Genomic DNA, 23,144 nt, shown 5'->3' on the forward strand with positions numbered 1-23,144 from the left:
CCACCGCGCGTCCCAATCTCTTGAAAAACCGTGAAGACTCAGCTGGTACGGCCGGCGGCCTCAACCGCATCGGCCCGGCCCTGCTCCCGGGCTCGCGCCGCGGCCCGCAACGTCTCGATCTCGCGCTCGAAGTCGGCGAGCGAGTCGAACGAGCGATAGACGCTGGCGAACCGCAGGTAGGCGATCTCGTCCAGGTCGCGTAGCGGACCCAGGATCGCCAGGCCCACGTCGTGGCTGGGGATCTCGGCGGCCCCCTTGGCCCGGACCGTCTCCTCCACCCGCTGCGCGAGCAGCGCGAGTGAGTCGTCGTCCACCGGCCGGCCCTGGCACGCCTTACGCACCCCGCCGATGATCTTCGTGCGGCTGAACGGCTCGGTCACCCCGCTGCGCTTGACGACCGCGAGGACCGCCTCCTCGACGGTGGTGAACCGCTTGCCGCACTCCGGGCAGGACCGCCGCCGTCGGATGAGCTGGCCGTCGTCGGCCTCCCGCGAGTCGACCACGCGGGAGTCAGCGTGCCGGCAGTACGGACACCGCATCGCCCACCTCCTAATAATGATCAACTGCGAGCACACCGGACACCCCCGGGCACGACTCACCACGACGGTGCCATCGTCGGATGACGCCCGCCGTGATCGACGTTACGGGAGTGCGGTCGGTAGTCAGACCCAACCTGTAGGCAACTTACGCCCGTGTCACTACTACATCTAGGGGTCGACCGTATGTCGCTGGGGAAGCCGGGTCAAGTTGGCCGGCGTGTCCGGCGCGTCACGGACCATCCGGTCATCCACGCACCGCACAACGCCCGAAGACCCAACGTCACGACGCCGTCCGGGTTATCGGCCAGCCGGTCGAACACGGCCGGAAAATGGTCCAGGATCGAACACCAGTGCTACCTGACGTACCATTTATCAGAACATCCGTACGACCGGAGCGCTTTTTCACCCCGACACGCCGGTGAGAGGTCGTACAGATGTTTGAAAATGACTGATCTCACCTATACGGTCATGAACAACGTGGCACCACCGCACGCACCACGAGCCGACGAGGCACCCAGCGCCGACCAGGGAGGACGGACGTGACCGAGGACCGGGCCAGCCGGCCGAAGAGCCCGCAGCAGATCACCGAGGCGGGCCCGCCGGCCACCCGACGCCGCAGCGCCGCGCGCAGCCGGACGGGTCAGCCCGCCGTGCGCCCGGTCACCCCGGTGGTCAGCGCCTTCCCCGACCCGGCGACGGTCGACCTGACCGCCCGCCAGCGGCGCATCCTGGAGTTCATCCGCAACTGGGTGGAACGCCACGGCTACCCGCCGAGCGTCCGCGAGATCGGCGAGGCGGTCGGCCTGGTGTCGCCGTCCAGCGTCGCCTACCAGCTCAAGGAGCTGGAAAAGAAGGGCTTCCTGCGCCGCGACCCGAACCGGCCGCGCGCTGTGGACGTCCGCGCCCCCAGCGAGGCGATCGACGACGAGCTGTCGAGGGCACAGCGGCCCACCCCGGCGTACGTGCCGATGCTCGGTCGGATCGCCGCCGGTGGTCCGATCCTCGCCGAGCAGGCAGTGGAGGACATCTTCCCGCTCCCCCGCGAGCTGGTGGGTGAGGGCGAGGTCTTCATGCTCCAGGTCAAGGGCGACTCGATGCTCGACGCGGCGATCTGCGACGGCGACTGGGTGGTCGTCCGGCAGCAGCCGACCGCCGACTCCGGCGAGATCGTGGCCGCCATGCTCGACGGCGAGGCGACAGTGAAGACCTACCGGCGGCGCGACGGGCACGTCTGGCTGATGCCGCAGAACCCGGCCTTCGACCCGATCCCCGGCGATGACGCCACCATCATGGGCCGGGTCGTGGCGGTGCTACGCCGGATCTGACCGATCGGAGGGTGGGTGCCGACGGCACTCACCCGCACCGCTCGTCAGGGCGAATGAGCGCCTCAGCGTTCGATCAGTAACGGTCGCCTCGATCAGTAACGGTCGCCTCGGGGACCGCGACCGCCCCCGGGATACTGCCCGTACGGGTCGATGGGCGCGTCGTCGTCACGTCGCCGGCCGGGCCGCTGGCCCCGGTAGTCAGGCTCCTGCCCGCCGCGCCGGGGCGGCTCCGCGCGACCGGGCTGACCGCCGTCGCCGCCGTACACGCCACCGCCGGGACGGCCACCGCCGCCTTGCGGACGACCGCCACCCTGCGGACGGCCAGCGCCAGTGGCCGGGGGACGACCAGCGCCACTGGCCGGGGGACGACCGCCGCCGCCAGCCGGAGGACGACCACCGCCACTGGCCGGAGGACGACCGCCGCCGCCAGCCGGAGGACGACCAGCGCCGCCGTAAACGCCAGCGCCGCCGCCGTCCGGTCGCGGCGCACCGTAGCCACCGTCACCCGCAGGCGGCCGGCCGCCACCGCCGCCGTACACGGCACCGCCCGCCGGGGCCGGGCCACCACGACCCGCACCACCCGCCGGGGCCGGACCGCCGCGACCCGCACCACCGCCGTAGACCGCGCCGCCGGCCGGCGCGCCGCCCCCGTAGACACCACCCCTGCGGTCGTCGTCGGCCGGGAACCCGTCGACGGCTCGGCCCGCGCGCGGGCCGAACGGCTCACCGTCCGGATCAGACGGGTCGGACTCGTCAGCGGTCGGCGGCCGACGGCGGGCGCGAACGATGCCGAAGATTCCGGCGGCGACCAACAGCAGGCCGATCAGCCCGACCGCCCCGACCAGGTACGTGATGTCGTCGAGGCTCAGCCCGTCGGTCCAGGACTTCGAGGCGGCCGGCTTGGCGCCGTCCTCGGCACTCAGCGGCACGGCGGTCGACGTGGACGGGGTGTAGCCGAGGATGTCGAGGGGCTCGTCTTCGGTGAACCGGCCCGCGTCGGAGACGGTGAGGAACGACTTTCCGTCCGAGGTGTAGCTGATGGCCTCGCCGAACGGGTCGGCCAGCGGCGTCACCCGCGGCTTGCCGCTGGTGAGCGCGCCCACGATGTCGCCACCGGTCACGTCGAACTCGAAGGCGTCCGCGTACGTGCGCAGAACCACCCGGGAGCCGTCCGGTGCCCGGGATGCGCCGGTGATGGCGATCCGGCCGAACGTGTTGAGGGTGTTCTCCGTCTGGGTCTTCGGCAGCGTCAGCTCGCCGGCCTTACGCATCGGCACCGGGTCGGTGTCGCCGCTCTTGAGGGCCGCCGACGGCGTGTAGATCTCGGCCTTGCCGCTGGTCACCTTGGTGATGATCAGCGGTTTTCCGTCGTCGCCGATGAGCAACGCCTCAGCGTCGTGCGGTTTGGCTCCGGGGTAGGAGAGCCGGTGCAGCGTCGGCGCCTTGGCGCCCGTGACCGGCATCGACCAGAGCGCGACGCGGCTGCGGCGCTCCTTCGAGTCGGGGTTGTCACCGGTGTCGGCGATCCAGAGGGTCTTGCCGTCCTTGGACAGGGCGAGATCCTCGGTGTCGAACGGACCCTGCCCCGAGTAGCGGACCGGCTCCTTCGAGATCTTGCACTTGCTGTCGAGGAAGAAGACCCGCTTGCGCTCCGGGACCTCGGTGCCGTCGTTGATGACGATGTAGCCACTCTTGGTGGCGACCAGCCCGGACAGCTCCCGTAGGCGCTCGTCGGTGATCGTGCATCGCTTCTGGCCAGGGTTCGCGGCGGGCGGCCCGGACGCCCCAGGGGCGGGAGCCGCTGCGGCGACTCCGGCGAGCGCCACGGTTGCCCCGAGCAGGCCGAGGGCAACCGTGACCGAGGAAACAACGCGGCGCATTCGGCCAGTGTCGCATGCCGCGCGTTTCCGGTGGATGACGCCGTGGCCGCTCAGGACCGGCTGCCGGCCGCCTGCTCCTGCCGCTCCACGTCGAAGGCCGTCAGCTCCGCCGCCAGCTCCGCGCCGACGCGGACGTGCAGCAGAGTGCCCTCCGGCAGGTGCGACGTACTGAGCACCTCGCCCGTGCGGTGTGCCCGAGCCACCAGGTCGCCCCGGTCGTACGGCAGCACGACCCGGACCTCCACGGCCGGACTCGGAAGCCGCTCCTCGATCGCCGCGCGCAGCTCGTCCATGCCGCGCCCAGTGTGCGCGGACACGAAGATCGCGTCCGGCCAGAGCCGCTTGAGCCGCAGCAGAGTGTCCTCGTCGGCGGCGTCGGTCTTGTTGACCACCAACAGCTCGGGGAGCCGGTCCGCGCTGACCTCGGCGAGCACCGCGTGGACCGCCCGGACCTGCTCCTCCGGATCCGGGTGGGTGCCGTCCACGACGTGCACCACCAGATCCGCCTCCGCGACCTCCTCCAGCGTCGAGCGGAACGCCTCGACGATCTGGTGCGGAAGGTGTCGGACGAAGCCGACGGTGTCGGAGAGGGTGTAGAGCCGCCCGTCCGAGGCGGTGGCCTTGCGGGTCGTCGGGTCCAGCGTGGCGAACAGCGCGTTCTCCACCAGCACGCCCGCGCCGGTAAGGCGGTTGAGCAGGCTGGACTTGCCGGCGTTGGTGTAGCCGGCGATGGCGACCGCGGGAACGGCGTTGCGGGAACGGCGGGAGCGCTTGGTCACGCGTACCGTCTTCATGCTCTTGATCTCGCGACGCAGCCGGGAGATGCGGTGACGGATGCGCCGCCGGTCGGTCTCCAGCTTGGTCTCACCGGGACCACGGACACCCACACCGCCGCCGGCGCCGCCGCCCCGGCCGGAACCACCGGTCTGCCGGGAGAGCGTCTCACCCCAACCGCGCAGTCGGGGCAGCAGGTATTGGAGCTGGGCCAGCTCGACCTGCGCCTTACCTTCCTTGCTCTTGGCGTGCTGGGCGAAGATGTCGAGGATCAGCGCGGTGCGGTCGACGACCTTGACCTTGGTGCGCTGCTCCAGGTTGCGCAACTGCGACGGGGACAGCTCACCGTCACAGATGACCGTGTCGGCGCCGGTGGAGAGCACCACCGCGCCAAGATCTTCGACCTTGCCGCGGCCGATGTACGTGGCCGGGTCGGGTCGGGTACGACGCTGGATGAGCCCTTCGAGCACCTGCGAACCGGCGGTTTCGGCCAGCGCGGCGAGCTCGGTCAGCGAGTTTTCCGCGTCGGTGACGGTGCCTTCGGTCCAGACGCCCACCAGGACGACCCGCTCCAGCCGCAGCTGGCGGTATTCCACCTCGGTGACGTCGGTGAGCTCGGTTGAAAGGCCCGGGACGCGTCGGAGGGACTGCCGCTCCGACAGCTCCATCTCGCCGGTGGTGACGTCGTCGAGCTCGTCCTCGACGGGGACAAAGCTCTCCTGGTCTCGCAAGCGGTTCTCCTGTCCGTTTTGATAAGTAGAACGTAATCCTGACATGACACAACGCCGAACGCACCTGCTATATGCCCATGGTGAAGGTCGCCAAAAGTGGGGGCGAATGCTGGTCGGCCGCGACAACCCGGTAGAAATGCGGGCGGCGGCCGAACGGCCGCACAGCCGTTACGGAGGGATCCCGTGGCCATCACCCGACTGCCCAGCGCCGGATTTTCGATCACCATCCGGATCGCCGTGACCGCGGACGCCTCCTCGATCGGCCGGCTCACCACCTCCGTCGGCGAGGCCGGGGCGATCGTCACGGCGCTGGACGTGGTGGACTCGGACCCGACCCACGTGATCGTCGACCTGACCTGCGACACCGCCGACGCCGGTCACGCCGACCAGGTGGTCGACGCGCTGACCGCGCTGGACGGCGTGGACGTGCGCAAGGTGTCGGACCGGACGTTCCTGCTGCACCTGGGCGGCAAGATCGAGGTGACCTCGAAGGTCGCGCTGCGCAACCGCGACGAGCTGTCCCGCGCGTACACCCCGGGGGTGGCCCGGGTCTGCATGGCGATCGCCGAGAACCCGGCCGACGCCCGGCGACTGACCATCAAGCGCAACACCGTCGCCGTGGTCAGCGACGGCTCGGCGGTGCTCGGCCTGGGCAACCTCGGCCCGGCCGCGTCGCTGCCGGTGATGGAGGGCAAGGCCGCGCTGTTCAAGCGCTTCGGCGGGGTGGACGCCTGGCCGGTGGTGCTGGACACCCAGGACACCGACGAGATCGTGCAGATCGTCAAGGCGATCGCGCCGGCCTACGGCGGCATCAACCTGGAGGACATCGCCGCGCCACGCTGCTTCGAGATCGAGGCCCGGCTGCGCGAGGCGCTGGACATCCCGGTCTTTCACGACGATCAGCACGGCACCGCGATTTGCGTGCTGGCCGCGCTGACGAACGCGCTGCGGGTGGTGGGCAAGCGGCTCGAGGACGTCCGGGTGGTCGTCTCCGGCGCCGGCGCGGCCGGCACCGCGATCATGAAGCTGCTGCTGCGCCAGGGCGTCGGCGACATCATCGCGTGCGACCGGGAGGGCGCCCTGCACCGCGGGCTGACCGGGCTCAACTCGGCGTGGCAGTGGCTGGCGGAGAACACCAACAAGGAGAACTACTCCGGCGACCTGCCCGGCGCGATCCGCGGCGCCGACGTGTTCATCGGGGTCAGCGCGCCGAACCTGCTCACCGGCGACGACATCGCGCAGATGGCGAAGGACTCGATCGTCTTCGCGCTGGCGAACCCGGACCCGGAGGTCGACCCGCGGGAGGCGCGCAAGCACGCCGCAGTGGTCGCGACCGGCCGTTCGGACCAGCCGAACCAGATCAACAACGTGCTCGCGTTCCCCGGGGTGTTCCGCGGGATGCTTGACGCGCACGCCGAGGAGTTCACCGAGGAGATGGCCATCGCGGCCGCCCGGGCCATCGCGGACGTGGTCGGCGAAGAGAAGATCAACCCGACGGTGATCGTGCCGAGCGTCTTCGACCCCCGGGTCGCCCCGGCGGTCGCCGCCGCCGTGCGCGCCGCCGCGCACAACCCGAGCCCGCTCCCGGCCGCCGACCCCGGCCCCGCCGACCTCCCCGAGATCGCCGCGAGCGCCAGCGCAACCCCGTAAAGCGCAAACGACCCACCGCCCACCGCCCACCGGCCACCGCCCACCGCCCACGCCGTTGATCAAGAGGTTTGCGTCAGGAACCAGGCGACACCTGACGCAAACCTCTTGATCAACACGGGTGAGGGGGTGGGGGCCGCGTCAGGGGCGGAGCACTGTTGGGTTCAGCTCGCCGGTGGCCACCAGGACGGCCGGGCCGGAGAGCCAGCAGGAGTCGGCGGTGACCGTCACCGTCAGGCGGCCGCCGGGCACGTCCACGGCTACCACGCCGGTGTTCCGGCCGGCGTCGCGCAGCGCCACGGCACCCACCGCGCAGGCACCGGTGCCGCAGGACAGGGTCTCGGCGCTGCCGCGCTCGTACACCCGCATCAGGCTGTGCTCGTCGGTGCCGTCGACCGGGTCGCCCGCCACGATGAACTCGACGTTCACCCCGCTCGGGAAGACCGCCGGGTCGAACCCGGGCGCGACGGTCAGGTCCAGCGCCGACAGCTCCACGCCGGCCGGCAGCACGCAGACCAGGTGCGGGTTGCCGACGTCCACCACCGCACCGGTCACTGTCAACCCGCCGAGGGTGGCGGCGGAGCTGTCGTACACCTGGGGTCGGCGCATCTCGACGGACACGACGTCGCCCTCGACCAGCGCGCGCACGACGCCCGCCCGGGTGGCCACCGGCAGCGCCGCGCCGGCGGGCGTGGCCAACCCGGTGTCGAGCAGGTAGCGCACGAAGACCCGGGCGCCGTTGCCGCACATCTCGGCGAACGAGCCGTCGGCGTTCCAGTAGTCCATGAACCACTCGGCCTCGCCGGCCAAAGCCGCGCCGTCCGGATGCTTGGCGGCGCGGACCACCCGCAGCACGCCGTCCGCGCCGATGCCCCGACGCCTGTCGCAGAGCGCCGCGACCAGCTCCGGAGTCAGGTCGAGCTGACCGTCCGGGTCGGGAAGGAGGACGAAGTCGTTGCCGGTGCCGTGGCCCTTTGTGAACTCCACAGCCCCATCATCGCGCAGCCGCCGGCACCAGACGCAGGGCGGCCCCGATCAGGTCCGGGGTCGTCGAATCCAGCCAGTGGATCCGCGGGTCGCGCCGGAACCAGGACCGCTGCCGGCGGACGAAACGCCGGGTCGCCCGGACCGTCTCGTCGTGCGCCTGCGCCTCGGTCAGCTCACCGGCGAGCAGGCGCAGCACCTGCTGGTAGCCGAGCGCCCGACTCGCCGTCCGCCCCTCGGGCAGCCCGCGCCCGACCAGCTCACGGGTCTCCGGCACCAGGCCGTCGGCCCACATCCGGTCGACCCGCAGCGCGATCCGCTCGTCCAGCAGGCCGGTGTCCAGGTCGACGCCGAGCTGCACCGACGGGTAGAACGGCGTGGGCTGCGGCAGCGAGGCGGCGAACGGCGCGCCGGTGAGCTCGATCACCTCCAGGGCCCGCACAATCCGCCGGCCGTTGCCGGGCAGGATGCTCTCGGCGGCGACCGGGTCGGCGGCGCGCAGCCGTGCGTACAGCGGGGCCGGGCCGACCTCGGCCAACTCCCGTTCCAGCCGCTCCCGCAGCGCCGCGTCCGTACCGGGGAACTCGAAACGCTCCAGCACCGCCCGCACGTACAGCCCGGAGCCACCGACCAGCAGCGGCACCCGCCCCCGGGACAGGATGTCGTCCACCGCCGCGCGGGCCAGTCGCTGGTACTCCGCGACGCTCGCCGGCTCGGTGACCTCCCAGATGTCCAGCAGGTGGTGCGGCACCCCGTCCCGCTCGGCGAGGGTCAGCTTCGCGGTGCCGATGTCCATGCCCCGGTAGAGCTGCATCGAGTCGGCATTGACCACCTCGCCGTCCAGGGCGTGCGCCAGAGCGATGCTCAGCGCGGACTTGCCGGCCGCGGTCGGGCCGACCACGGCGACGACCGGGCCTGTCACACCCGCTCCCAGGACGCCACGAAGTAGGCCACCCCGTAGGGGGCGGAGTCGTGCAGCAAATCGCCGCGCCACCCACCACCGGCCGCGCGGGCCGCGCCGGCGAGCACCTGCCAGGGGGCGCGACCGGCGGCCTTCAGCTCCGTCGACAGCACCGGGTCGAGGTCGAGCAGGGCGTCCAGGTCCGCGTCGGCCAGCGCCGCGGCAACCCTCTGGTCGTACGGGAGGGCGCGCGCGTCGTCGTACCCGGGTGCCTTCTCTCCCCGGCAGGCCGACCCGTCCCCGAGCACCAGCGACGCCACCCGGTCGCCGGCGGCGCCGACCTCGTCGGCGAGCGCGGCCAGCTCGGCCGGGCCGGCGTCGGCGGCCACCTGCACGGCCGTCACCGGCGGTCGGGTGTCGTGACGGGCCAGCAACCACGCGCCGACGGTCAGGCTCAACGGCAGCACCGCACCCCGGTCCGGTTGACCCGGCACCAACGGCACGTACAGGTCTACACCCCAGGGCTGGAGAGAACCGGTCGCCGGGACGCGGATCGGGCCGGTCACCGGGCCGGTGCCCACCAGCACCACAATGTCCGGATCGGCGGCCAACAGCCGGCGTACGGCGGTGTCACACGCCGCCCGCAGATCGTCCAACTCCGGGGCCGCGGAGCCGGCCACCTCGGGCACGAGCAGGGGCGGATGCGGGCAGACGGCGGCGGCGACCAGTGGCACCCGTCCACCGTAGCGGGAATCCCCGGTGCGTCTCCGCGCCGATCCGGTCATTCGGCCCCTAGGACACCGTATGGTCACGGTCGGCGATAGGCGCTCGACGCGGACCGGGTCGGACCTGTGACAATGCCGGAAGCAACTTGGCTGCGCCGTGGCGGCGACGGGGGATCGATCCCTCGACGCCGGGAGAACGAGGATGGGCACATGAGCGACTGGACTGCCTTCGGACGGGTGGACGCGGACGGCACCGTGTACGTCAAGACCACCGAGGGAGAGCGGGTGGTCGGATCCTGGCAGGCGGGAGCACCGGAGGAGGGCCTGGCACACTTCGCCCGTCGCTTCGCCGACCTGGTGACCGAGGTGGACCTGACCGAGGCGCGACTCAAGTCGGGTGCGGCGGACGCCGGGCACTCGTTGAGCACGATCCGGCGGATCCGTGCCACGCTGCCCGAGGCCAACGTGGTCGGCGACATCGACGCGCTGGCCACCCGCCTGGACAAGCTGGCGACCCTCGCCGAGGAGAAGGCCGGCGAAGCGCGCGCCGCCCGGGACGCCGCTCGCGGCGAAGCCCTGGCCCGCAAGACCGCGCTGGTCGAGGAGGCCGAGAAGCTGGCCGCCGAATCCACCGGGTGGAAGACCGCCGGGGACCGGCTCAAGGAGATCCTCGACGAGTGGAAGACCATCCGCGGGGTCGACAAGAAGGCCGACGGTGAGCTGTGGAAGCGGTTCGCCGCCGCCCGGGACGGCTTCACCCGCCGCCGCGGCGCCCACTTCGCCTCCCTGGACTCGCAGCGCAAGCAGGCCCAGACCGCCAAGGAAGAGTTGGTCGCCGAAGCGGAGAAGCTTTCGGACTCCACCGACTGGGCCGCCACCGCGAACCAGCTCAAGGACCTGATGACCCAGTGGAAGGCCGCTCCGCGCGCCTCCAAGGAGGCCGAGCAGAAGCTCTGGGAACGGTTCCGGGGCGCGCAGGACGCCTTCTTCAGCCGGCGCAGCGAGGTCTTCTCCGCACGGGACAACGAGCAGCGCGGCAACCTGGAGCGCAAGCAGGCCCTGCTCGCCGAGGCCGAGGCGTTGGACATCGACGCCGACCCCAAGGGCGCCCAGGCCAAGCTGCGGGAGATCCAGGCCCAGTGGCACGAGGCCGGCCGGGTGCCCCGCGAGGCAGCCGCCGGGCTGGAGCGCCGACTGCGCGTCATCGACGACAAGGTCCGTGACGTGATGGAATCGGCGTGGCGCCGCACCACCAAGGAGGACAACCCGCTGCTCGCCCAGATGCGGACGCAGGTGGCGGAGGCCGAGGACCGGCTGGCCCGGGCGCAGAGCGCCGGGGACGCACGCCGGATCAAGGAGGCTGAGCAGGCCCTCGCCTCCAAGCGGCAGTTCCTCCAACTCGCCGAGCAGGCCGGCTGAGCTGACGACGTCCGGAGCCCCCGGTCCCCAGCGGGACCGGGGGCTCCCGCGTATCCGGCCTCAGGCGCCCGCGCCCGTCCAGGTCATGCTCGATCCAGGATGTAGTGGCCACCTAGCGGCGGGAGACCACTACCTCCATGGTGGAGCGCGATCATGCAGGGGGCACGCGATGCAGGGGCGCAAGCACTGGCGGTGTGGGCGGGCAGGTTGACGCATTGACGTGAGCTGATCAGAATGAGCGACGGAGCCAGGTAGGGCCACCGGCGCGAGGGCGACGAAGGCGGAACATCCGCCGTCGAGGGTCGCCGGTGAGCTTCCGCGAGTGACCACGTCCGCGTGACATGGGCCGTTGCGTGCTGTCCGCGTACCCCTGGGGGACCGTGACGTGCGGACGGCCGCCCGCCGGCGTCGTTTCTGGACGGCGCCGGCCTCCGAAGTGGAGCTCGAATTGTTCCGTCCGAAAGCTCTCGGCGGCGCGTTCACCGCGCTCGTCACCGTCGCGGCTGGCGTGTTCCTCGCCGCCGCCGTCAGCACCAGCCCGGCCGTCGCCGCCGGCACCGGTACGGGTTACCTGCATACCAGTGGCAACCAGATCGTGGACAGCACCGGTGCGACGGTCCGGTTGACCGGCATCAACTGGTTCGGCATGGAGACCGACAACAAGACCTTCCACGGGCTGTGGTCGAACAACCCGTGGCGGGGACAGCTCGACACGATGGCCCGGCTGGGTTACAACACGTTGCGGGTGCCGTACTCGAACGACGCGCTGAAGCCGGGCGCGACCGCCAGTGGGATCAACGACTTCGTCAACCCGGACCTGATCGGGCTGTCGCCGTTGCAGATCCTGGACAAGGTGATCAACTACGCCGGCAGCAAGGGCATGCGGATCATCCTGGACCGGCACCGGCCGACGGCGGCCGGGCAGTCGCCGCTCTGGTACACGTCGACGGTTTCCGAGGCGACCTGGATCAACGACTGGAAGATGCTCGCCCAGCGGTACGCGGGCAACCCGACGGTGATCGGCGCTGACCTGCACAACGAGCCGCACGCGGAGGGCACCAACCCGGCGGCCACCGGCGCGTGCTGGGGCTGTGGCGACACCACCCGGGACTGGCGGCTCGCCGCCGAGCGGGCCGGAAACGCGATCCTCGGTGTCCAGCCCAACTGGTTGATCTTCGTGGAAGGGGTGAGCTGCCCGAGTGGTGGCCTCTCCAACGTCTGGGACGGCGACACCAGCAACGACGAGGACTGCGGTTGGTGGGGCGGCAACCTGTCGAAGGCGGGTCAGTTCCCGGTCCGGCTGAGTGTGGCGAACCGGTTGGTCTACTCGCCGCACGAGTACGCCACCTCGGTGTACCGGCAGACCTGGTTCGACGCCCCGGACTACCCGGCGAACATGCCGGCCATCTGGGACAAGTACTTCGGTTACCTCTACAAGCAGAACATCGCCCCGATCATGATGGGCGAGTTCGGCAGCACCCTCGTCGACCCGAAGGACAAGGTGTGGCTGGAGAAGCTGATGGCGTACACCGGGACCGGGGTGACCGGGATGTCCTTCACCTACTGGTCGTGGAACCCCAACTCGGGTGACACCGGCGGAATCGCTCTCGACGACTGGACCAACGTCAACACCGCCAAGCAGGCGATTCTCCAGCCGTACCTGATCGCGCCGTCCGGTGGCGGCGGGCCGACCGGTGGTCCGACGGACCCGCCGACGGACCCGCCGACCGGCGCCTGCACTGCCACCTACCGGCAGGTCAACGCCTGGCAGGGCGGCTTCCAGGGCGAGTTGACAGTGAAGAACACCGGCTCGGGCGCGGTGAACCCGTGGTCGGTCACCTGGAGTTGGCCGTCCGGGGTGACGTTGGGCAGTGGCTGGAACGCCACAGTCACGCAGTCCGGTACGACGGTCACCGCGGCGGCGCCGAGCCACGCTCCGTCCCTGCCTGCGGGCGGGTCGGTCACCGTGGGCTTCACCGCCAACGGCACGGCCAGCGCGCCGGGCACTGTGAAACTCGGCGGCACCGGCTGCTGATCCACCGGGACGGCCGACGCGCTGCCGCCGGGACGGCCGGTGCGCAGCGCATCGGCCGTCCCGGCCATTTACATTCAGGTTCTTCTATGTTCTTATCGGGAAAGCGCTTGCCTCTTCGTTGGTGGGCGCGAGCGCGGGAGCCGCTTTCCTTCACGAACCTGCACCGGCGGGCCCGAGGACCACTGGTCCCGGCCGAGATTCGCCGCCCACGGGCATGGGCGTCGCGACACCTCCGTCCGCCTCACCGAAAGGAAGCAGCATGCGCACAGGACGGCGTCGAATGACGCTGATCGCCACCACGGCCGCAGCCACCGCCACACTGGTCACCGCCGGGCTGTTGACCTCCGTGTCCGCCCAGGCGGCCGCCGGCTGCCAGGTGGCCTACTCGGTCGCCAGCCAGTGGCCGGGCGGATTCACCGGCAACGTCACAGTCACCAACCTCGGCGACCCGGTCTCCGGGTGGACGCTGCGCTGGTCGTACGGGGCCGGCCAGCAGGTCAGCCAGGCGTGGGGCGCCACCGCCTCGCAGAGCGGCAGCCAGGTCTCCGCGACAAACGTCGACTACAACGGCAACCTGGCGACCAACGCCAGCGCCACGTTCGGCTTCAACGCGAGTTGGAACAGCTCCTGCAACCCGACTCCGAGCAGCTTCAGCCTGAACAACGTCGCCTGCACCGGCAGCACCACACCGACCACCCCGCCGCCGACCGACCCGCCACCGTCCAGCACTCCCCCGCCCAGCACCCAGCCTCCGTCGACACTGGTCGGCTGGGCCACCCAGAACGGCGGCACCACCGGTGGCGGCAACGCCGCCACCACCACCGTCACCACCGCCTCGGCGTTGACCAGCGCGCTGAACGCGACAGGCGCCGCGGTGATCCGGGTGTCCGGAACGATCTCCTGCTCGGGCATGCTGCGGGTCCGGTCCAACAAGACCATCCTCGGCAACTACGGCGCGACCATCGCCGGCTGCGGGTTCAACGTCAGCGGTGACCGCAACGTGATCATCCGCAACCTGACCTTCCGTAGCTGGAACGACGACGCGATCAACGTGCAGGAGTCGGCCACCAACATCTGGATCGACCACAACAGCTTCAGCAACGGGTACGACGGCGCCGTCGACATCAAGCGCGGCTCGGACTTCGTGACCGTCTCGTGGAACCGGGTCTTCAGCCACGACAAGACCATGCTGCTCGGTCACAGCGACGACAACGCCAGCCAGGACGTCGGTCACCTGCGGGTCAGCTACCACCACAACTGGTTCGACGGCAGCAACCAGCGCAACCCCCGGGTGCGCTTCGGCAACCCGGTGCACGTGTACAACAACTACTACCGGGCCAACGGCGGCTACGGCGTGGCGTCCACCGAGAACGCCGGCGTGCTCGTCGAGGGCAACTACTTCGAGAACGTCGACGACCCGTACCACCTGGGCGAGGGGGACTCGGGGCCCGGCAGCCTGGTCGCCCGCAACAACCACTTCGTCAACTCGCCCACCGGCCAGACCGGCGGCAGCGTGGCCAGCATCCCGTACTCCTACCAGCTGGACACCGCGAGCACCGTCAAGTCCATCGTGACGGCGGGCGCCGGCGCCGGCCGGATCACCGTCTGACTCAGCCTTTCGCGGAAGGGCCCCTCGTCCGGGGGCCCTTCCGTGCGGTCAGTGGGTGGCGCAGCCAGCGGCGGGAGCGGCCACGACCGGCGGTGCGCCGATCGTCGGCAGACCGAGCAACACCCCAGGGGTACGCGGGGAGCGACCCGCCTCGGCCGCGTCACCGGCCCGGGTGCGACGGTGCGCCACCGGCGGTCCGTCGGCGTTCAGGTGGTGCGGCGCGGCGTACGTGACAGTGGTGTGCACGATGTCGCCCGGCCGGATCTGACCGGCGAGGGACTCCCCGTCGGCGGTCTCGGTCGCGAAGTGCACAAGTCGACCGTCACGGGCCCGACCGGACATCCGGCCGGTCCGCTCGTCCTTGCGGCCCTCACCGACAGCGACAAGCACCTCGACGGTCTCACCGACGAGGCGCTTGTTCTCCGCCCAGGTGATCTCCTCGACGCATTCGATCAACCGCTCGTAGCGCTCCTGCACGACCTGCTTGGGCAGCTGATCGTCCATCGTCGCGGCAGGCGTGCCGGGCCGCTTCGAGTACTGGAAGGTGAAGGCCGAGGAGAACCGGGCCTCCCGGACCACGTCCAGGGTGCGCTGGAAGTCGGCCTCGGTCTCACCGGGGAAGCCGACGATGATGTCGGTGGTGATCGCCGCGTCCGGCATCGCCGCGCGGACCTTCTCGATGATCCCCAGGTAGCGCTCGGATCGGTAGGACCGGCGCATCGCCCGGAGCACGTCGTCGGAGCCGGACTGCAACGGCATGTGCAGCGAGTGGCAAACGTTGGGCGTCTCGGCCATCGCGGCGATCACGTCGTCGGTGAAGTCCTTCGGGTGCGGGCTGGTGAACCGGACGCGCTCCAACCCGTCGATGTCGCCGCAGGCCCGTAGCAGCTTGCCGAACGCGTACCGGTCGCCGAACTCCACGCCGTACGAGTTGACGTTCTGCCCGAGCAGGGTCACCTCCAGCACACCCTCGTCGACCAGGGCGCGCACCTCGGAGAGGATGTCGCCGGGGCGCCGGTCCTTCTCCTTGCCGCGCAGCGCCGGCACGATGCAGAACGTGCAGGTGTTGTTGCACCCCACCGAGATCGACACCCAGCCGGCGTACGTGGACTCGCGGCGGGTGGGCAGCGTGGACGGGAAGACGTCGAGGGACTCCAGGATCTCCACCTCGGCGGCGGCGTTGTGCCGGGCCCGCTCCAGCAGCACCGGCAGCGCGCCGATGTTGTGGGTGCCGAAGACCACGTCCACCCAGGGGGCCTTGCGGACGATGTCGCCCCGATCCTTCTGGGCGAGGCAGCCGCCGACAGCGATCTGCATCCCGGGGTGCTTGTCCTTCACCGGGCGCAGACGACCGAGGTTGCCGTAGAGCCGGTTGTCGGCGTTTTCCCGCACCGCGCAGGTGTTGAAGACCACGATGTCCGGGGTGTCGTCGCCGGCGGGTGCACGCTCGTATCCCGCCTGCTCGAGCAGGCCGGAGATGCGTTCGGAGTCGTGCACGTTCATCTGGCAGCCGTACGTGACGACGTTGTAGGTCCTAGCCACCCTGTTGGTGCCCCTTCCCCTCGGGCTACCAGGGTAGCGGCCCGGCCCGGGGGGACGTCCGACCGGCATTGTCCCGTCCTGCGGCGTCGACCCGACGACCCGTGGTGAGGGTTTACGGCGGGCAGTACGCTGCGGCACAGAACGTTTTTCTGGGCGATTCGGGGTCTCCGCACTCAGGGCCGCCACTGCCCGGCTCCGCTCAGCCGGGCAGCGCAGAACGACCCGCGGGAGGCCAACCGTGCTGCGACACGCTGCACAGCGCGCCGTCGCCACCCCGGACGGGCGTCGCCTCGCGGTGGAGACCTCCGGCGCAGCAGACGGTTTCCCGGTCTTCCTGCTGCACGGCACCCCGGGCAGCCGCAGCGGGCCCCGACCCCGCGGCATCGTTCTCTACCAGCTCGGCGTGCGACTCATCTGCTATGACCGGCCCGGGTACGGCGACTCCGACCGGCACGAGGATCGGCGGGTGGCCGACGCGGCGGCCGACGTGGCGGCGATCGCCGACGACCTTGGCATCGAGCGGTTCGCGGTGGTGGGCCGCTCCGGTGGTGGGCCGCACGCCCTGGCCTGCGCCGCGCTCCTGCCGGACCGGGTCACCCGGGCCGCCGTACTGGTGGGGCTCGCCCCGGTCGGCGCACTCGACCTGGACTGGTACGCCGGGATGGCGGAATCGAACGTGGAGGACTACGGGCAGGCCGACGACCTGGCCGCCCTCACGCTCAACCTGAAGGTTCGCGCGGACGAGGCCCGCCGGGACCCGATGACGCTGTTGGAATTTCTCCGCCCCCAACTGCCCGACGAGGACATCCGGGTCGTCGACGACAGCGCGATCCGCCGACTGCTGACCGACATGTACTCCGAGGCGCTACGACACGGCCCCGAGGGTTGGATCGACGACGTGCTGGCGATCCGGCGCGGCTGGGGGTTCGACCTGGGCGCCATCCGCGTGGAGGTCCGGCTCTGGCACGGCGAACAGGACCGCTTCTCCCCGGTGGAGCACTCACACTGGCTCGCCTCGCGGATTGCGCGCGCCGAGGTGCAGGTGCAGCCCGGCGCCGCGCACTTCGGGGCTGTGGAGATCCTGCCGCAGACCCTGAACTGGCTGGCCACGTCGGCTCTCGCCACCAGCCCGCAGCTCTGAGCGCCCGGCCCGTCCGGACCGGCGGGTCGGCCCGGACGGCCGGCCGCCCGCCGAATGCCCCGCCTAGATGGTGTGTGGGTCGATCACCCGAACCACGAAGCGCCGTTCGCGCAGCGTCTGCACGGTCGGATGCTCCGGGCCGATCACCTCGGCCAGTCGCTCCGCCACGGCCCCGACGTCCTCGGCGGGAGCATCGCCGCCGGCCCGCCGCGACACCAGGGCGAGGTTACCGAGGCAGCGCAGCGTGTCGGGGTGGTCCGCACCGATCACCCCGGTCAGCCGGCGGGCGGTCTCCCGCAGCCGGTCCCGTGCCGACTCCCAGTCACCCTCCTCGGCGAGGCACACCGCCTGGTTGACCTCCGCCGCGAGGGTGTGCGGGTGGTCCGGCCCGAGCACCTTGCGCAACTCGCCGACCGCCCAGGCTGCCGACGCGAGGGCGTCCGACCTGCGGCCGAGGGCGCGCTCCGCTGCCGAGATGTTGCTCAACGTGGCCAGGGTGTGCGGGTGCACCGGGCCGAGCCGGAGCAGTTCCTCGTACGCCTGCCGCACCGCGGTCATCTCGGTCAACGCCCGAGCCGCGTCGCCGACGGCCAACAGGTTCGCGGCACGGCTGGAACGACACGCCACCGTTTCCGGGTTGTCCGGACCGAAGCGTTCGTCGAGCTCACGGTAGGCCGTCTCGAACATCGGAGCGGCCTCGCGGCCCCGACCGGAGCTGCGCAGGGACACCGCCAGGTTGACCTGGGCGGCGAGACTCTGGCCGTCGCCCGGCCCGAGCACCTCGCAGTACGTCTCGTACACGGTGCGCAGCAGCGTTGCCGACCTGTCGTACTCGCCAGCTTCCCGCAGGTCGCTGCCCAGCCGCACGGCGGAGACGAGGGTGTAGGGGTGCGTGGGGCCGAGCACCAGTCGCCGCCGCTGGTGCACCTCGTCGTCCCAGCGACGGGCCGACCGGTAGTCGCCGACCAGCCGGTACGAGACGGCGAGGTTGTTGGCAGCGCTCAACGTCCGGGGGTGGTCCTCGCCGAACACCTGGAGCCAGGAGGCGTAGGTGGACCGGTCCCGTTCCAGGGCCTCGGCGTAGCGGCCGAGCGCCCGCAGGTCACCGCCGAGGCTGCCGGCGGTCATCAGACTGTGCGGGTGCAGCGGGCCCAGCAGCCGGCGTTGCTCGGCCAGCACCGCCTCGTCCAGGTCCCGCGCCTCGTCGAACCGGCCCCGGCAGCGCAGGATGTTCGCCCGGTTGAACCGCAGGTGCAGCAGTTGGCGGCCCAGCGCCGACGCCTCGACCTCGTCGCGCGTGTCCCCGAGCCGGGCGCTCCAGGTGTCGTCCACCTCCTGGCTGAACACGTCGGCCTGGTCCAGACCGCCGCGCTGCCACAGGTAACGGACCCGGTCGATCAGCAGCTGACACACCGACTCGTCCGGGCAGGTCAACGCCTCGGAGACCTCCAGGTGCGGCCAGAGCATGCGCAGCCGGGCCCAGGTGGTCGGGTCGTCCACGTCGCCTCGTGGCCGGGACGCGGCCAGCACCAGGTGCACCTGGTGTCGGGCGGCGGTGATCTCGTCGTCGGTCATCCGGTCCCGGACCACCGCCTGCAACAGCCGGTGCACCTCGATCCGACCGCCCTGGACGTCGAGTTTGAGCAGCGCCAGGCGGTTGATCTGCTGGACCAGGGCGCCGCGCACCAGCCGCTCCGAAACGGACGGGTCGAACGGCACGAGGGCCGCCGCCATCTCGTCGCTGTAGACGAGTTCGAGGGCGATCTCCGGGGCCAGCACCGAGCAGAGCTGCAACAGCCGGTACGCGGCGGGCGCCTGTTCGAGGAGCCGGTTGAGCGACAGGTCCCAGGTCGCCTCCACGGAGAGCGCGCTGGGGCCGTGCCGCTCGATCTGCCGCAGGTAGTCGGCGACCGACGTGCCGGTGTCGGCGAGCCAGGCGCCCGCCGCGGCCACCGCGATCGGCAGGTCACCGAGCGCCTCGGCCACCCGGTCGGCCTCCTCCCCGCTGATGGTGGGCACCCGCTGGGCGAGGTGCGCGACACTCTCGGTGCGGTTGAAGACGTCCACCTGGATCGGGTTCGCCCGATCACCCCAGGCGCGGTTGCGGGAGGTCAGCAGGACGTGGCCGGGGCCCTGCGGCAGGAAGGGCTCGATCTGGTCGAGTTCTTCGGCGTTGTCCAGGACGACGAGCCACCGCTCGTACGGCTCACCACGGCCGAGCACCTGGAGCACCGACCGGACCGTGTCGGGCAGGGTCGGCCCGACGGGGATGCCGAGGCGACCGGCGAGGTCGGCGAGGGCCGTGTCGACGAACTGCGGCGGGTCCGCCACGATCCACCAGACCACGTCGTACGCGGCCTTGAACCGGTGCACGTATTCCAAAGCCACCTGCGTCTTACCGACGCCGCCCATGCCCTGGAGGGCGACCGGCAGCACCACAGCGCTGCCCCCGCTCTGCAACTGCGCGCGAAGCTGCGCCAGGTCGTCCTCGCGGCCGGTGAACCGGGCGTTCCGGTTGGGGGCGTTGACAATCAGCGGCTCGGTGCCGGGATAGCGGGTGGCCCCGCCCGCCGGACCGTCCGCCGACGACGGCACCGGTCGACCGACCAACCGCAGCACCCGCTCCACGGCGGTCGCGGCGCTCACGTTGACCAGGTTGGTGGAACTCTGCGAGGGGAACTCCGCCAACGGGCGCAGGTCGGCGACGTACACGGCCAGGGCCGTGGAGCCGGTGCTCGTGTCCCGGTCGGGCAGACCACCGGACGGCGTCGCCACGTAGGCCGGGGAGACCACTGTCAGCGTGCGCGGGGCGGGCGTGCCGGCGGACCCGACGGCCGTCGTGGGCTCCACCACCCGCAGCCCGGCCGAATTGAGCACCCGCTCCAGCCACTCGGCCCAGATGGCGTCCTCCGGCGCATACCGGAGCACGATCTGGTCGTCGATCGCCTCGGTGCGTCGGCGGAACCGGGCCTTGCCCCGCTCCCGCACCGACTCGTCCATCACCGGCAGCGCGGTCACCGCACCGTCGGTGAGGATCCCGGTCAACGTCTCGAACGCGGCCAGCAGCGACGTCGGAGAGCCCGGCGGGTCGCCGAACGTCGCGAGGGTCTCCTCGTACGCGTAGAACGGCCGGTACGGGACCTCCACCACGGCCCAGTAACGCCGCCGTTCCGCCTCGGTCATGCCGGCCGGCAACCCGGCGAACCGGCGCATGGCCAGCAGACGGCCCGCCTCGGCCCGCTCCTGCTCGGCCTGGTCGACCCGCATCGGCACCGGCAGCACCCGGATGTCGCGCCGCCGGTACCGGTCCCGCACCGAGTGCGCCACCCGGGCCGCGCCGTCGATGCCCTGGTCGCTGAGGGTGAAGCAGTCGACCAGGGTGTCCGGCAGGTGCAGGGTGCAGATGTCGGCGACGTCGCTCAACCCCGTCCGGCTGTCGATCAGGGTGAAGTCGTACCGGCGCTTCATGTCCGCCCGCACCGCCTCGAAGAACTGCGCGCCGCCCAGCCGGTTGTAGAAGTTGTCCCAGTCCAGCCCGCTCACCGAGACGGCGTAGTCGCTGTTCTGCCGGCCGGCGGAGAGGAAGTCGAGACCACCGCCGTCGGGGAAGTTCCAGCGCAGCGAGAACGCGTGCCGCCCGACCTGGGCGTACTGCTCCATCCAGCGGTCCGGTCGGTCGTCGACCCGGGTGGTCTCCCACTCGTAGTCGCGGATCATGTCGATCACGCCGCTGGTGCCCTGGATCGCCTCGGCGTCGAGAAACGGGTGGAAGAAGCGGTGCAGGCCGGGTGACTCGAGATCCCAGTCCGCGACCAGCACTCGCTTGCCGTTGGCAGCGAGGATCCACGCGACGTTGGCCAGCGCCGTCGTCCGTCCCGTTCCACCCTTGAACGAGTAGAAGGTGACGACCTGGCCTTCGCGATCGTTGTTCATCGGTCTTCTCCGTGGGGACGCCGTGTGGCCGGACCGGCAGGCGGGGACGCGGGGTCGGTGGAAACGGTCGAGCCGGCGGCGGGCAGGCCGTCACGCAGGCTCGGCACCGGCTCCGGCGATGGTTCGAAGGGGACGACCGGGCCGTACTTGAGGAACTGCCGGCGCGCCTCGGTGACCAGCGCGGGCATCAGGTCGACGAACTCCGGCATGTTGCACGCCCGCTTCACCTGGGGCAGGCCGGCGTCGTGCAGCAGCTGAGTCACCTCGGTGGCCCAGCGGGTGGCGTCCTGGCTGTCGTCGTCGTCGGTGACCACCAGCGGAACGACCCACTCCCGCAGGCCGTGCAGCATCCGGGCGAGGACGCCGGCCGCGTCCGGCGCCGCCGCGATCCACGGGTCGACAAGCAGCACGGCCGGCCGCCGGCCGAGCAGCGCGGACGCCTGCGCGAAGTCCTCGGTACGGGCCGACAGCCCGAGCCGCTCGGCGGTGCTGGCCGCGTACTCGGCGGCGGGCAGTTGCTGGCGACTCCCGTACGGTCGCCAGAGCCGGCCGCTGGCGGCGTAGCCGGCGGGGTCGCGATCGGTCGGCAGCCGGTCCCGGGTCGGGGCCAGGACGGCGACGACGAAGTCCGGGTCGATCGGCGCCGGACCGACCACCTCGTCCAGGCCGGGCGCCCTGGACGGGCCCAACGGACGCCGCTCGGCGGCGTGCACGATCCGGCTCGCCAGGCGGCTCAGCATCAGCTCGTACTGGGCCCGGTAGGAGGCCAGCATGCAGAACGCGCGCAGGCCGTCGGCAGCGTATTCCGGGATGTCCCGGCCCAGGTCCAGGGCTCCATCCAACTCCGGATGGGCCTCCCACGGCGGGAACGGGATCCACAGCACCGGAGTGAGGTGGCCGGCGGTGACCCGGGCCGGCCCGGCGGCGGCCAGCCGGGCGCGGAAGGACTCCTGCTCCCCCAGAGCCCAGGGGCGACTGAAATAGCCGGGTGAGTAGAGAGGGACGAAGACCTCGGCGTCACCGAGCGCCTCGGCGAGGGCCGCCTTCCAGTCGGCGCCCAACGGGATGTGCTGGTCGAAGAAGCCGATGCGCATCCCGGCGACCGGTCGCGCCTGGCGCCGCACCTCGTCGGTCAAATCGGCGAAGAACTGGCCGATCCAGACGTCGGCGCCGGCGCCGGCGCCCGACGGCGGCGCCGAGTGGGCGTAGCTCAGGAAAAAGTACGTCCCGCGCGCTCCCGGTCGACGCCGGTCCGTCGGCGGGCTCACTCCTGCTCCTCGGCGAACCTGTTGCACAGCTCGTCCACGCTCTCCGGCACCCAGGGTTCGACCAGGTACGAGCGGTGGATGGCCACGATCCGCTGCGCGAGCCGCCAGACGACCGCCCGGTACGCGTTCTCCCACTGCATGGCCAGCAAGCCATAGACCCCGTCCCGCTGGTAGTGCACCGCGAGATCAGGATCCGGCATCGCGGTCACGGAGAAGCGCTGAACGTCGCGGAGCACCCGAGGCAGTGCCGTGCCGTTCGTCGGCGACCAGGTGACGGGCACGATCGCCGTCTCGTGGACCGAGGCCGAGCTGTGCCGCGGGGTGATTCGTCGGCGGGAGAACGCGTCCCACTCCCGGCCACACCAGGCACTGCCGAGCAGCGCACTGGACACCAGCGGAACGAAGACCTGGCAGGTGCCGGCGGCTTGGAGCAGCTCTGGGCTCCAGCGTTCCTCGTCAGCCGTGGAGGTGTCCAGGAAGCCGGCGTTGACCCCGGTCACCGGGCCGGCCAGTTCGCTGACGTGGACGGAGAGGTCTTCGAAGAAACGGGAGACGTAATCGGCGGGTTCGCCGGTGGCGCTGCCGACCGACGCTCGTGAACAGCTGATGAAGAAGAGTGGGGCGCGTGCGCTGAAGGGTGCGTCCACTGTGCCCACCGCTGCCTCTCCGCCCTCCCCAGGCGGCCGGATCA

Annotated in this window: 16 protein-coding genes; 6 read left to right on the top strand and 10 right to left on the bottom strand. The window is 71.3% G+C overall.

All coding sequences use genetic code 11. The features are described 5' to 3' along the window. Positions 1 to 38: 38 nt before the first annotated feature. A complete protein-coding gene (nrdR, locus tag OG598_RS19050; RefSeq protein WP_091400542.1) occupies positions 39 to 539 on the bottom strand; it encodes a transcriptional regulator NrdR in 501 nt (166 codons plus the stop codon). A 539-nt stretch (positions 540 to 1,078) separates the two neighbouring features. Between nrdR and lexA the strand changes: the two genes are divergently transcribed. Then, the gene (gene lexA, locus OG598_RS19055) at positions 1,079 to 1,864 is read left to right on the top strand and encodes a transcriptional repressor LexA (RefSeq protein ID WP_030489395.1); all 786 of its coding nucleotides are present in this window, start codon (positions 1,079 to 1,081) and stop codon (positions 1,862 to 1,864) included. Positions 1,865 to 1,956: 92 nt separating this feature from the next. On the opposite strand, the gene OG598_RS19060 is transcribed toward lexA, so the two are convergent. Further along, positions 1,957 to 3,744: a hypothetical protein gene (locus OG598_RS19060; protein ID WP_328650425.1), complete on the bottom strand. Its 1,788-nt coding sequence runs from the start codon at positions 3,742 to 3,744 to the stop codon at positions 1,957 to 1,959. A gap of 50 nt (positions 3,745 to 3,794) precedes the next feature. After that, complete coding sequence (hflX, locus tag OG598_RS19065; protein ID WP_328650426.1) at positions 3,795 to 5,249, bottom strand: GTPase HflX; 1,455 nt, start codon at positions 5,247 to 5,249, stop codon at positions 3,795 to 3,797. A gap of 183 nt (positions 5,250 to 5,432) precedes the next feature. Between hflX and OG598_RS19070 the strand changes: the two genes are divergently transcribed. Beyond that, entirely contained in the window at positions 5,433 to 6,899 is a 1,467-nt protein-coding gene (locus OG598_RS19070) for an NAD-dependent malic enzyme (RefSeq protein ID WP_328650427.1), read from the top strand. 138 nt (positions 6,900 to 7,037) lie between these two features. Here OG598_RS19070 and dapF read toward each other — a convergent pair whose 3' ends face one another. The 3 genes from dapF to OG598_RS19085 are packed head-to-tail and all read right to left on the bottom strand — an operon-like array spanning position 7,038 to position 9,566. Then, positions 7,038 to 7,883: a diaminopimelate epimerase gene (dapF, locus tag OG598_RS19075; protein ID WP_328650428.1), complete on the bottom strand. Its 846-nt coding sequence runs from the start codon at positions 7,881 to 7,883 to the stop codon at positions 7,038 to 7,040. 7 nt (positions 7,884 to 7,890) lie between these two features. Continuing rightward, positions 7,891 to 8,814 (bottom strand): tRNA (adenosine(37)-N6)-dimethylallyltransferase MiaA, encoded by a 924-nt coding sequence (miaA, locus tag OG598_RS19080; RefSeq protein ID WP_442931516.1) that lies wholly within the window; start codon positions 8,812 to 8,814, stop codon positions 7,891 to 7,893. Beyond that, positions 8,799 to 9,566 carry a hypothetical protein gene (locus tag OG598_RS19085; protein ID WP_328650429.1) on the bottom strand — a complete coding sequence of 256 codons (768 nt, stop codon included), beginning with the start codon at positions 9,564 to 9,566 and terminating at the stop codon, positions 8,799 to 8,801. Before OG598_RS19085 ends, miaA begins: the two co-directional genes overlap by 16 nt. A gap of 150 nt (positions 9,567 to 9,716) precedes the next feature. Between OG598_RS19085 and OG598_RS19090 the strand changes: the two genes are divergently transcribed. The 3 genes from OG598_RS19090 (at position 9,717) to OG598_RS19100 (ending at position 14,569) form a co-directional block, all read left to right on the top strand. Next, positions 9,717 to 10,925 (top strand): DUF349 domain-containing protein, encoded by a 1,209-nt coding sequence (locus tag OG598_RS19090; protein ID WP_328650430.1) that lies wholly within the window; start codon positions 9,717 to 9,719, stop codon positions 10,923 to 10,925. A 448-nt stretch (positions 10,926 to 11,373) separates the two neighbouring features. Next, entirely contained in the window at positions 11,374 to 12,960 is a 1,587-nt protein-coding gene (locus OG598_RS19095; RefSeq protein WP_328650431.1) for a cellulase family glycosylhydrolase, read from the top strand. A 259-nt stretch (positions 12,961 to 13,219) separates the two neighbouring features. Then, entirely contained in the window at positions 13,220 to 14,569 is a 1,350-nt protein-coding gene (locus OG598_RS19100) for a pectate lyase family protein (protein WP_328650432.1), read from the top strand. A 48-nt stretch (positions 14,570 to 14,617) separates the two neighbouring features. On the opposite strand, the gene miaB is transcribed toward OG598_RS19100, so the two are convergent. After that, a complete protein-coding gene (gene miaB, locus OG598_RS19105) occupies positions 14,618 to 16,111 on the bottom strand; it encodes a tRNA (N6-isopentenyl adenosine(37)-C2)-methylthiotransferase MiaB (RefSeq protein WP_328650433.1) in 1,494 nt (497 codons plus the stop codon). Between the two features lie 238 nt (positions 16,112 to 16,349). Here miaB and OG598_RS19110 point away from each other — a divergent pair, with 238 nt between their 5' ends. Continuing rightward, positions 16,350 to 17,252 (top strand): alpha/beta fold hydrolase, encoded by a 903-nt coding sequence (locus tag OG598_RS19110; RefSeq protein ID WP_328650434.1) that lies wholly within the window; start codon positions 16,350 to 16,352, stop codon positions 17,250 to 17,252. 63 nt (positions 17,253 to 17,315) lie between these two features. Here OG598_RS19110 and fxsT read toward each other — a convergent pair whose 3' ends face one another. The 3 genes from fxsT to OG598_RS19125 are packed head-to-tail and all read right to left on the bottom strand — an operon-like array spanning position 17,316 to position 23,100. Further along, positions 17,316 to 21,185, bottom strand: coding sequence for an FxSxx-COOH system tetratricopeptide repeat protein (gene fxsT, locus OG598_RS19115; protein ID WP_328650435.1), 3,870 nt, complete (start codon positions 21,183 to 21,185; stop codon positions 17,316 to 17,318). Next, the gene (locus tag OG598_RS19120; RefSeq protein WP_328650436.1) at positions 21,182 to 22,453 is read right to left on the bottom strand and encodes a TIR-like protein FxsC; all 1,272 of its coding nucleotides are present in this window, start codon (positions 22,451 to 22,453) and stop codon (positions 21,182 to 21,184) included. The genes fxsT and OG598_RS19120 overlap by 4 nt, the downstream gene beginning before the upstream one ends. After that, positions 22,450 to 23,100 carry a TIR-like protein FxsC gene (locus OG598_RS19125; RefSeq protein WP_328650437.1) on the bottom strand — a complete coding sequence of 217 codons (651 nt, stop codon included), beginning with the start codon at positions 23,098 to 23,100 and terminating at the stop codon, positions 22,450 to 22,452. The genes OG598_RS19120 and OG598_RS19125 overlap by 4 nt, the downstream gene beginning before the upstream one ends. Positions 23,101 to 23,144: the final 44 nt, after the last annotated feature.

The sequence above is a fragment of the Micromonospora sp. NBC_00330 genome (assembly GCF_036136635.1).
In the GTDB taxonomy this organism is placed as follows: Bacteria; Actinomycetota; Actinomycetes; order Mycobacteriales; family Micromonosporaceae; genus Micromonospora; species Micromonospora salmantinae.